This window comes from Streptomyces soli (genome assembly GCF_003999195.1).
In the GTDB taxonomy this organism is placed as follows: Bacteria; Actinomycetota; Actinomycetes; order Streptomycetales; family Streptomycetaceae; genus Actinacidiphila; species Actinacidiphila soli.
This window is the reverse complement of sequence record NZ_RJVR01000127.1, coordinates 1-10,986: the sequence shown is the minus strand read 5'-3', so window position 1 is coordinate 10,986 and position 10,986 is coordinate 1. Positions and strand designations below refer to the sequence as shown.

Annotated in this window: 8 protein-coding genes, 2 pseudogenes and 1 riboswitch; of the genes and pseudogenes, 4 read left to right on the top strand and 6 right to left on the bottom strand. The window is 70.3% G+C overall.

All coding sequences use genetic code 11. The annotated features are described in order from the left end of the window. Positions 1-582 (top strand): annotated as a pseudogene (locus tag EFK10_RS48590) (hypothetical protein); the annotation flags it as partial. Positions 583-785: 203 nt separating this feature from the next. Here the strand turns inward: EFK10_RS48590 and EFK10_RS11715 are convergent. From EFK10_RS11715 to pcrA, 3 genes and pseudogenes are all read right to left on the bottom strand, one after another. Next, entirely contained in the window at positions 786-1,457 is a 672-nt protein-coding gene (locus EFK10_RS11715; RefSeq protein WP_127355667.1) for an MBL fold metallo-hydrolase, read from the bottom strand. Between the two features lie 209 nt (positions 1,458-1,666). Then, positions 1,667-2,508: pseudogene (locus EFK10_RS11710) on the bottom strand (IS5 family transposase). Positions 2,509-2,610: 102 nt separating this feature from the next. Next, on the bottom strand, positions 2,611-5,049 hold the full coding sequence (gene pcrA / locus EFK10_RS11705; protein WP_127355666.1) for a DNA helicase PcrA: 2,439 nt from the start codon (positions 5,047-5,049) through the stop codon (positions 2,611-2,613). Between the two features lie 175 nt (positions 5,050-5,224). Further along, positions 5,225-5,397, top strand: a riboswitch (cyclic di-AMP (ydaO/yuaA leader). A gap of 8 nt (positions 5,398-5,405) precedes the next feature. On the opposite strand from pcrA, the gene EFK10_RS11700 reads away from it, so the two are divergent. Beyond that, the gene (locus tag EFK10_RS11700) at positions 5,406-6,506 is read left to right on the top strand and encodes a C40 family peptidase (protein ID WP_127355665.1); all 1,101 of its coding nucleotides are present in this window, start codon (positions 5,406-5,408) and stop codon (positions 6,504-6,506) included. Between the two features lie 28 nt (positions 6,507-6,534). On the opposite strand, the gene EFK10_RS11695 is transcribed toward EFK10_RS11700, so the two are convergent. Further along, positions 6,535-6,888 carry a hypothetical protein gene (locus EFK10_RS11695; RefSeq protein ID WP_127355664.1) on the bottom strand — a complete coding sequence of 118 codons (354 nt, stop codon included), beginning with the start codon at positions 6,886-6,888 and terminating at the stop codon, positions 6,535-6,537. A gap of 348 nt (positions 6,889-7,236) precedes the next feature. On the opposite strand from EFK10_RS11695, the gene EFK10_RS11690 reads away from it, so the two are divergent. Further along, positions 7,237-8,292 (top strand): C40 family peptidase, encoded by a 1,056-nt coding sequence (locus EFK10_RS11690; protein WP_127355663.1) that lies wholly within the window; start codon positions 7,237-7,239, stop codon positions 8,290-8,292. An 8-nt stretch (positions 8,293-8,300) separates the two neighbouring features. Here the strand turns inward: EFK10_RS11690 and EFK10_RS11685 are convergent, their stop codons facing one another. Then, positions 8,301-8,999 (bottom strand): LuxR C-terminal-related transcriptional regulator, encoded by a 699-nt coding sequence (locus EFK10_RS11685; protein ID WP_127355662.1) that lies wholly within the window; start codon positions 8,997-8,999, stop codon positions 8,301-8,303. Continuing rightward, positions 8,996-10,279 (bottom strand): ATP-binding protein, encoded by a 1,284-nt coding sequence (locus EFK10_RS11680; RefSeq protein ID WP_206305411.1) that lies wholly within the window; start codon positions 10,277-10,279, stop codon positions 8,996-8,998. The genes EFK10_RS11685 and EFK10_RS11680 overlap by 4 nt, the downstream gene beginning before the upstream one ends. Before the next feature lie 130 nt (positions 10,280-10,409). Between EFK10_RS11680 and EFK10_RS11675 the strand changes: the two genes are divergently transcribed. Then, positions 10,410-10,986: PspC domain-containing protein (locus tag EFK10_RS11675; RefSeq protein ID WP_127355660.1), on the top strand; the 577-nt coding region annotated here is incomplete at its 3' end.

The window sequence follows — 10,986 nt, the reverse complement described above, 5'->3', positions numbered from 1 at the left end:
GCGGCATTGTTCGGCATCTCCGACTCCGCGGTGCACCGCGTCATGGATCGCCTCGCCGAACCGCTCGCGCAACTCCCGGGCCCGCCGCCGACCCACCGGAGCAAACTGTGGCTCGTCGACGGCACCCTCACCCCCGTCCACGACCACCACCTCACGGCGAAGTCGAAGAACTACCGCCGCAGCGTGAACGTGCAGATCGTGTGCCGGGCAAGGCACCGCCGGCTCGTCGCGGGCGAGCGCTGGACCTGGCTGATCCTGGCAGCACACGCCCAACTCCGTTTCGTCCGCACCCTCACGCGTGACCTGCGACGCCCGTGGGAACGATCCATCCCCGCCGACCAGCCGATGACACCAGGCCGTGTCCGCCGAGGTTTTCGTCACCTACGGCGCACGATCGGCACCCCCGCCAGAAGACCAAAACCCGCAACCGCAGACCCCGGCCGCCCGAAAGGCACCACCCGGCCACCCCGTACCCGCTACCCAGTCGGGAAGAGGAAGACCACCCCACCAGCAAACAATCAGCACCAACCAACAGCAGAGGTCAAGAGCACCACATCGGCTAAACGATCTTCACCGGTTTAATCTCAAGCTTAGAGGCCGCGCAGATAGGCGCGGTGGTGGAGCCGGTAGCAGACGGGACAGGCGCAGGTCCGTGATCACGGAGTTGCAACGCTCTGTGACCCTCGGACCTGTGCTGCGCTGTCATCATGGCGCTGGGGTTTGGACAACGATGCCGTTGGGCCTCCGGGATCAAACCGCGCAGCCTCCCGATGAGCTGACCTTCGTCACACCGCTGAGGCGGCTGCTCCTTGCAGGGCGGCCGCCGCACCGTGCGAGATTGGGTCACCGTGCCCGAAGACCGCGGTGTCGATCTCCAGCTTGGCAAGCCGGTGCAGCGACTCGACGGCCCGGGCGCGGTCGGTGTTGAAGACACCCAGCATGGTCCGGCCGACGTTGGCGACCGCATCGCCGGCGAACAGCGCCCTCGGCCCGGGCAGGTGGAGCGCGATCGACCCGTCCGTATGCCCGGGCACCGCGACCACCACCGCCCCGTCGCCGAACTCCAGCACATCGCCGTCCTCCACCTCCCGGTCCACCCGGCACGGCGGAGCCGGCGGCAGTGGCGGAAGGGCCGCCCGGATCGGCACCTCGAACTCCTCCAGTATCGGCGGCGCTCCGGCCGCCTCGCCCCGGATCACCGGCGCCTCCAGCCGATGTGCCAGCACCTCCGCGCCGTGTCGGGCGGCGAGTTCGGCGGCCGAGCCCGTATGGTCCTCGTGCCAGTGCGTCAGCACGATCCGCCGCAGTTTGCCGTCCAGCACTTCCTCGATTTTCGCCGCGCAGTCCGCTGTCCCGGTGTCGATCAGGGTCAGCTCGTCGTCGTCCCGCCACAGATAGGCCGCCCCCACCGGGAAGCGGAGCATGCGCAGCCTCGGCAGTACCTCAATCACATCCATGCCCCCAGCCTGCACGGCCGCCCTGGCGGCTATGTTTCCGTTCGCTGACGGCTCACCATTTTTTGTGTGCGGGATACGATCAAGCCCGCCAACGCGCGTCCTCCACATAGCCGAGGTGGAACGCCCCCGCGAGGCCAGGGCCTCCCGCAATGCGTCGATCACAGGTGTCCAGTCTCGGGCCGCGCAAGCCCCGGCGCACAGGGGGCTGGTCATGGTCGCCGGGTGGGGCGGTCCTCCCAGCGGTGGGTCGTCCATGCCCGACGGATCAGGCTACGTACGGTGATGATGGCATCGGCGAGGTCGAAGAAAGCGTCGATGACGGTAGCCCGACGCTCGTAGCAGCGGGCAAGGCGGTGGAAGGCGTTCTGCCAGGCGTGGGTGCGCTCTACGTGCCACCTCTGGCTTGCCTGGATCGGCGCCTTCTCACCCTTGTGCGCGATACGGCCGTGCAGGCCGCGTTCGCTGAGCAGGGTGCGGGTGGTGTCCGAGTCGTAGCCAGCGTCAAGGTGCACGGTGATGTCGTCGGGCAACGTCCCAGGTCGTCCAGGCGGTCCAGGGTCGGCGCGAGCAGGGGGGAGTCGTGGCGGTTGGCTCCGGCCAGGACGCGGCCCAGCGGAATTCCGTAACCGTCCGTCATGCCGGAGCGTTTCAGGCCCTGTTTGCCGCGGTCGACCGGGGAGCGCCCAGCGGCCTCGCCGCCTCCGGGAGCCTTGGTGATCGACCCATCGACGGCGATCTGGTCGAGGACGAGGCCGACGATCCGGTCGTAGGAATCCAGCGCGATCTGCTTGAGCCGGGCGAAGACGCCCTGTCGTATCCACTCGTCGCGGCGGTTGCGGATCGTGGTGGCCGAGCAGGTCGTGTCGGCGATCGCCTGGTAGGAGCAGCCGAATCGCAGGAGCTGCAGCATCTTGTCGAAGACGATCCGGTCACTGATGCGGGGGCGGTGGCAGCCCAGCGGATGGTCCGGGTGGTACTCCGGCCGCTCGGGCAGCAAGGCCGCGAATTGACCCCAAAGTGGTTCGGTCAGCCATGATGGCAGCACAGGCACAGGTCTCCCCGGTGATCACAGAGCGTCGCAACTCCATGATCACCAGGACCTGTGCCTGCCTTGCAGTCGAGGTACCACCACCGCGCCTATCTGCGCGAGCTCTTAGAGCTTCTCCACCGGCGCGTACCGCAGCAGCAGCCGCTTCGGCTTCTCCTCGCCGAAGTCGACCGTCGCCTCCGCCGAGTCCCCGGCGCCCTTCACCCCGACGACCGTGCCCAGCCCGAAGGTGTCGTGCGTGACCCGGTCGCCGACCGCCAGCGCCACCACCGGGCGGTCCTTCGCGACCCGGCGCGTGGCGAAGCCGCTCGGGCCGCCCTTCGACCGGGACGACGAGAAGATCCCCGAGGCCGCGGCCGCCGAGGCGGCGGCGGAAGCCGAGGGAGCCGACGAGCCGCCGGTGCGCTTCCACTCGATCAGCGTCTCCGGGATCTCCTCCAGGAAGCGCGAGGGCGGGTTGTACGAGGGCTGGCCCCAGGCGCTGCGCATCGTGGACCGGGTGACGTAGAGCCGCTCCCGTGCCCGCGTGATGCCGACGTATGCCAGCCGGCGCTCCTCCTCGAGCTCCTTGGCCTGGCCGAGGGAGCGCATGTGGGGGAAGACGCCGTCCTCCATGCCCGTCAGGAAGACGACGGGGAACTCCAGGCCCTTCGCCGTGTGCAGCGTCATCAGCGTTATGACACCGCCACCGTCCCCCTCCTCGCCGTCGGGGATCTGGTCGGAGTCGGCGACCAGCGCGACCTGCTCCAGGAAGTCCGCCAGCGTGCCCGGCTGCTCCTCCGTGCGGTCCTGCTCGAACTCCAGGGCCACGGCGGCGAGTTCCTGCAGGTTCTCCACCCGGGTCTCGTCCTGGGGGTCCGTGGACGCCTGCAGCTCCGCCAGGTAGCCCGTGCGCTCCAGCACCGCCTCCAGCACGGTCGCGGGGCCCGCTCCGGACTCCACGATCGTCCGCAGCTCCTCCAGCAGCTCGTTGAACCGCTTCACGGCGTTCGCCGACCGGGCGGCCATGCCGTACGCCTCGTCGACCCGCCGCAGCGCGGCCGCGAAGGAGATCTTCTCCCGCAGCGCCAGCGCCTCCAGCATGGCCTCCGCGCGGTCGCCGATCCCGCGCTTGGGCACATTCAGGATCCGGCGCAGCGGGACGGTGTCCTCGGGGTTCGCGAGCACCCGCAGATAAGCGAGTACGTCACGCACCTCCTTGCGCTCGTAGAAGCGCACGCCGCCCACGACCTTGTACGGCAGGCCGACCCGGATGAAGACTTCCTCGAAGACACGGGACTGGGCGTTCGTCCGGTAGAAGACGGCCACATCGCCGGGCTTGGCGTCCCCCGCGTCCGTGAGCCGGTCGATCTCCTCGGCGATGTACTGGGCCTCGTCGTGCTCCTGGTCGGCGACATAGCCGGTGATGACCGGGCCGTCGCCGGCCTCCGTCCACAGGTTCTTCGGGCGGCGGGAGGCGTTCCGCTCGATGACCGCGTTGGCCGCGGTCAGGATCGTCTGCGTGGAGCGGTAGTTCTGCTCCAGCAGGATCGTCCGGGCCTGCGGATAGTCCTCCTCGAACTGGAGGATGTTACGGATGGTGGCCCCGCGGAAGGCGTAGATCGACTGGTCCGCGTCACCCACCACACACAGCTCGGCGGCATCGTCGCCGGTCCCCACCAGCTCACGCACCAGCGTGTACTGGGCGTGGTTGGTGTCCTGGTACTCGTCGACCAGCACATGGCGGAAGCGCCGCCGGTAGTGCTCGGCGACGTCGGGGAAGGCCTGGAGCAGGTGGACCGTGGTCATGATGATGTCGTCGAAGTCCAGCGCGTTGGCCTCGCGCAGCCGCGACTGGTAGAGCACATAGGCCTCGGCGAGCTTCTTCTCGAACGGGTTCTCCGCCTGGGCGGCGAAGGTCTCCTCGTCGATGAGCTCGTTCTTCAGGTTCGAGACCTTGGCGCTGAAGGACTTCGGCGGGTACTGCTTCGGGTCGAGGTCCAGATCCCGGCAGACCAGCGCCATCAGCCGCTTGGAGTCGGCGCCGTCGTAGATGGAGAAGCTGGAGGTGAAGCCGAGCCGCTTGCTCTCCCGCCGCAGGATGCGTACGCAGGCGCTGTGGAAGGTCATCACCCACATGGCGTTCGCGCGCGGGCCGACCAGCTGCTCGACGCGCTCCTTCATCTCACCGGCGGCCTTGTTGGTGAAGGTGATCGCCAGGATCTCGCCCGGGTGCACATGCCGGGTGGCCAGCAGGTGGGCGATGCGGTGGGTCAGGACGCGGGTCTTGCCCGAGCCGGCGCCCGCGACGATGAGCAGCGGGGCGCCCGCGTGCTCGACGGCGGCGCGCTGCTGCTCGTTGAGCCCATCGAGCAGCGCGGCGGCGTCCACGACCGGGCGGTGGGCGCCGTTCCGGTAGTACGCGTCCCGGTCCACGGGCGCGTCGAAGCGGCCGCCGAAGAGGTCGTGCGGGACCTGCTCCGGGACATGGTCCTCGGGCGGCGGCGGGGACGCGTCGGTCGGCTCGAGGTCGGCCAGGAAGCTGTCGTCAAAGAGGCTGCTCATCGCCTCCCGAGTCTAGGCGGTAGCGCTGACAGCGACCGACGCTTCCTGTGCGCAAGGTAAAAGGTCACAAATTGGTTTCGGGATAAATCGAACATCAGCCTTCCCAAGCGCCACTCGCGTTGATTACGGTTCCGCATCAGGCGGCCCGCCCTCCCGGCGGCGACCGTGCCGTCACGGGCCGCCTTCGCTGAGTCCGGCGCGAGCCGGAGCCGGGGACCCACGCACGACGACCTTGGGGTGAATCGGTCCGCGAGTACGAGTACGGGACACCCACTCGTACGGACCGTAGGGCGACCTTCCGATGCCCGAACCCGACAGCTAACCCGGTAAGCGGTCAACGGAAGGAGCCGCCTGCCTTGGCGACCCACCGCAAGCCCCGCATCGGCATACTCACCGCCCCCGGCCCTCGTGCGGCCGTGGGGCTCACGACCGCCGCACTGGCAACGGTCACCCTCTTCGGGGAGAGCGCGAGCGCGGCACCCAGCACCGGCAGCAGCACGGTCGACATCAAGAAGGTCCAGGCGCAGGTCGACAAGCTCTACCAGCAGGCGGAGGCCGCCACCGAGCGCTACGACGCCGCCAAGGACAAGACCGACAAGCAGCGCACCACCGCCGACAAGCTGCTGGACCAGGTCTCCCGCAAGACCGCCGACCTCAACGCCACCCGGGACCAGCTCGGCGAGTTGGCCGCCGCCCAGTACCGCACCGGCGGCCTGGACACCACCATTACGTACCTCCTGGCCAGCGACCCGCAGCAGCTCCTCGACAACGCCCACGTCACAGACCGCATGTCGGGCCGCACCGAGCAGACCCTGGAGACCTTCCGCACCCAGCAGATCGAGGTCGCCAAGGAGCGCGGCACGGCCGTCGACAGCCTGTCGAAGCTGGACGCCGCCCAGCAGGAGCTCAGCAAGGAGAAGAAGGCGGTCCAGCAGAAGCTGACGACCGCCCAGAAGCTGCTGAACAGCCTCACCGCCCAGGAGAAGGCGCGGCTCGCGGCCCTGAAGAAGCAGCAGGACGCGGCGGCCGCGAAGAAGGCGCAAGCCGCCGCGAAGGCGGCCGCCGGCACGAGCAGCAGTACGAGCACGAGCAGCAGCACCTCGACGTCCACCAAGGCCGCCAAGGCGATCGCCTTTGCCCGCGCCCAACTCGGCAAGCCCTACGTCTGGGGCGCCACCGGCCCCAACTCCTACGACTGCTCGGGCCTCACCCAGGCGTCATGGGCCGCCGCCGGCGTCTCCATCCCCCGCGTCGCCAGCGCCCAGTACAGCTACGGCACCAAGGTCTCGTCCTCCGACCTCCAGCCGGGCGACCTGGTGTTCTTCTACTCCGGCATCACCCACGTCGGTCTCTACATCGGCAACGGCCAGATGATCCACGCCCCGCACACCGGCAGCGTCGTCCAGATCGCGCCGATCAGTGAGATGCCGATCGTCGGCTACGCCCGCATGGCCTGAGCCCGAAGAACCGAGGAATCCCGAGGAATCAGGTCCACAACACGGCGATGAAGATGTTGGCGACGGTCAGGGCACCCACCGTGCCGAAGACCGCCGCCGGCTGCCGCTCCTCGTCGCGCTTGACGTAGACCAGGCCGAGGATCACCACCAGGAAGGCCAGCTTCACGCCGATCTTGATGTTGTTCACCGGCTGGTCGTCGGCCTGGTTCAGGCCGACGAGGAGTGCGCCGGTCACCAGCATCGTCAGCGCGCCGTGCAGCATCGCGGGGACGAAGCGGGCCTCGCCGCGTCCCATGGCCTTCAGCTGGGTGAAGAAGCCGCCGAGCAGTGCGGCGATGCCGATGATGTGGAGGCCGACGACGAAGTGAATGAGTACGTCCATGGCACACGACCCTAACCACGCCTTCCAGCCACTCCCGTAGCAGCCCCTGCGACCCACGCAGGCCTCAACCGCCACATCGGTCACAAAGAGGCGGAAAGCATCCGGGTCACCCGTCGAACAGCGGTCATCTCCGGTCACCTCCCGGCCGAAAGGGAGCAGTCCCGCTCTCCTCACCGCTTCCGGGCGACAGTCAGGTTTAGCGTCCTCCTCCAGGTGGCCGATCCCCATGCCGGCGAGTCAGCGTCGGCCCGGTCGCCCCCGCCGAGGATCCGGCGGCGGTCGCTCCCCGTGCGGCCGTCGCCGGATCGCGTATCGGTCGGCGGGCCCAGGAAGGGAGTGAAGGCGTCCGTGGCGTCGCACCGAAGGCCCAAGCAGCGTTCGTTCACCGGCTCCACCGCACGCACCGCAGCCACGGTCGCCATAGCCGGCGCCGCGTCCGTCTCGATGTTCGGCGAGTCCGGCCAGGCCGAACCCCGGCTCACCACCGGGCAGGCCAAGGCCAAGGTGGACAGCCTCTACGCGGAGGCGGAGGCCGCCACCGAGCGCTACAACGGCGCCAAGGAGAAGGCCGACACCGCCCGCACCCGGATCGAGAACCTCCAGGACGAGCTCGCCCGCAAGACCGAGCGGCTCAACGCCACCCGGGACCGCCTCGGCTCCATCGCCACCGCGCAGTACCGCTCCGGCGGCATCGATCCCGCCGTACAGCTCGCCCTCGACTCCAACCCCGAGGACTACCTGGCGCGGGCCGAGTTCGTGGACCAGCTCAGCGGCCGCCAGTCCGCCGCCCTGCGGACGCTCGCCTCCGAGCAGCGCGAGATCAAGCAGGTACGCAGCGAGGCCGACGACAAGCTCGCGACCCTGCGCGGCGCGCAGAACGAACTCCGCACCCAGAAGCGCACCATCAAGGCCAAGCTTCAGGCCGCCAAGGAGGTCCTGGACCGCCTCAGCGCCGCAGAGCGTGCCGCCGTCACCGCCGCCGACGGCTCCACCGCCCGCGCGGGCCGCGCCTCCGGCCGTACGGCCCTGTCCGGCGACGGCCCGGCTGCCCCTTCCGAACGGGCCGCCCGGGCCGTCTCCTTCGCCTACAGCGCCCTCGGCCTGCCGTACGTCTGGGGCGCCACCGGCCCCTCCGCGTACGACTGTTCAGGCCTCACCCGGGCTGCCTGGCGCGCCGCCGGCGTCTCGCTCCCCCGCACCACGTACACCCAGATCAACGCGGGCACGCGGATCTCGCGCTCCCAACTACAGCCCGGCGACCTGGTGTTCTTCTACTCGGGAGTCAGCCACGTCGGCCTCTACATCGGCAATGGCCAGATGATCCACGCCCCGCACCCCGGCTCCCCGGTCCGCATCGCCCCGATCGACCAGATGCCCTTCGCAGGGGCGACGCGGCCGGTCTAGGACAGGGCCTAGACGAGCCGGCGCGCGGTGGCCCAGCGGGTGAGTTCGTGGCGGTTGGACAGCTGGAGCTTGCGCAGGACCGCGGACACATGACTTTCGACCGTCTTGACGGAGATGTAGAGCTGCTTGGCGACTTCCTTGTACGCGTAGCCGCGAGCGATGAGCCGGAGCACCTCGCGCTCGCGCTGGGTGAGGCGGTCCAGGTCCTCGTCGACGGGCGGGGCGTCGGTGGAGGCGAAGGCGTCGAGGACGAAGCCGGCGAGGCGGGGGGAGAAGACGGCGTCGCCGTCGGAGACGCGGAAGATGGAGTTGACCAGGTCGGGGCCGGTGATGGTCTTGGTGACGTAGCCGCGGGCGCCGCCGCGGATGACGCCGATGACGTCCTCGGCGGCGTCGGAGACCGATAGGGCCAGGAAACGCACCGGCTGCGCGACGTCGGCCATGAACGGGGCGCAGCGCTTGAGGACTTCGACACCTCCGCCGCCCGGGAGGTGGACGTCCAGCAGCACCACGTCGGGGCGGGTGGCGGTGACGACGGTGACCGCCTGGTCGACGTCGGCGGCCTCTCCGACGACGTCGACGCCGGTGCGCTCGGTCTCGCCGATCTCGGCCTGGACGCCGGTGCGGAACATCCGGTGGTCGTCGACCAGTACGACCCGGACGCGCCGCTGTTCAGTCGTATCCGTCGTAGCTGTCGTATCCGTCATGACGACCTCTCCATTTCGAGCTCCACTTCCGTGCCCCCGCCCGGAGCGGAGCGCAGCCGCGCCTCGCCGCCGTTGCGCCGCATGCGGCCGATGATCGATTCCCGGACGCCCATGCGGTCGCCCGGCACCGCGTCCAGGTCGAAGCCGGGGCCCCGGTCGCGTACGGATACGAAGACCTTGCTCGCCTCGACCTCCGCGTACACCTGAACCGGCTCGTCCCCACCGTACTTGGCCGCGTTGACCATCGCCTCGCGCGCGGCCTGCATCTGGGCGCCCAGCCGTTCGTCCAGGGGGCAGTCGCCGACGCAGACCACCTCGACCGGCACCCCGTGGGCGTCCTCGACCTCGGCGGCGGCCCTGCGGACGGCTTCGGCGAGGGTGGTGGGCTCGTCGTCCTTGCCGTTGCCCTCGGGGCGGTAGAGCCAGGCGCGCAGTTCGCGTTCCTGGGCGCGGGCGAGCTTGGCGACCTCGCGGGGGTCGTCGGCGTTGCGCTGGATCAGGGTCAGGGTGTGCAGGACGGAGTCGTGAACGTGGGCGGCGACCTCGGCGCGCTCCTGGGCGCGGATGCGCTCGCGGCGCTCCAGGGAGAGGTCCTGGGTCATCCGTACGAGATAGGGCCCGGTGATCAGCGCAACGCCGACCAGCACCGCCAGCGCCGCCTGAAGGATGGTGCCGAGGTGGCTGGCGGAGCCGCGTACGACCAGGAAGCCGGTTACGCCGACGCCGACCAGGATGACGCCGGCCGCGCCGCGTGCCACCGGCAGGAACCGCTTGCCGCGGCTCATCTCGACCCAGCGGGCGCGGCGGGCGTTGTCGGCCTGCCGCCAGACGAGGGCGACGCCGAGGCCGATGAGGAGCAGGGGCCAGATGTAGGCGTTGGCGCGGCCGAGGTTGAGGCTGTCGAGGAGGATGCCGAAGCCGATGGCCAGGGCGATGAGGGCGATGATCTGGCCCTTGTCGGGGCGGCGGCCGGCCAGCCAGGAGCGGGCGTCGCGCGGCTCCTTGGCCTCGGCGGGGTTGACGCCGCCGACGCCGAGCGGGACGACGAACCAGAAGATCGCGTAGAGCAGGATGCCGAGCCCCTGGATGGTGGCCAGGACGACGAAGACCACCCGCACCCAGGCCACCGGCAGCGACAGATGGCCGGCCAGGCCACGGGCGACGCCGCCGACCATGCGGCCCTCGGAGCTGCGGTAGAGCTTGCGCACGGTAGGCGCGGGCGGCTCCTGGAGGAACGAGGCCCCTGAGACCCCGGTCGGCGGGCTGACGGCTGGCGGCATGCCCCGATCGTCACACGCCGGGCATCCGTTCGGCATCAGGGTTGCCCCGGACTGTCGGTCAGGGAGGCTCAGGGGAGGTCCAGGGTTGTGCCGGGTGCCGCGGCGGGGCGCGGGCCGCCACCATAGGGGCATGACGGAACAGACCACCGAGCCGGTCACCGACACGCCGCCCGCCCGGCGGCTGGTACGCAGCCGCGACCGGAAGGTGATCGCCGGCGTCTGCGAGGGCGCCGGGCGGTACTTCGACATCGACCCGGTGGTGTTCCGGGTGGTCCTCGGCGTGCTCGCGCTGACCGGAGGGCTCGGCCTGGTCGCGTACGGCGTCGTATGGCTGCTGGTGCCGGTGGAGGGGGCCGAGCGGGGGGAGAGCGAGGCGCACCGGCTGCTGTCCGGGCGGGTCGAGGGCACGGCGCTGACGGCGGTCCTGGTGACCCTGGTCGGCTGCGGGCTGTTCCTGTCGATGCTGGGCAGCGCCGGCAACCAGGCCTTCTCCCTGGTCCTGCTGGCCGCCTTGGCCGGCGCCGTCTACTGGTCGCAGACCAAGGGCCACGCCGGCCCCGCCGCACCGCCCGCACCTCCCGCGCCGCCCGCCGCGCAGCCGCCGCCCGCGCCGGTCACGGCCTCGTGGTGGCGGGAGCCGCTCACCAAGGACGCGCCGGGCACCTACGCCTGGGGCCCCGATGACACCCCGTACGAGGCCGACCCCG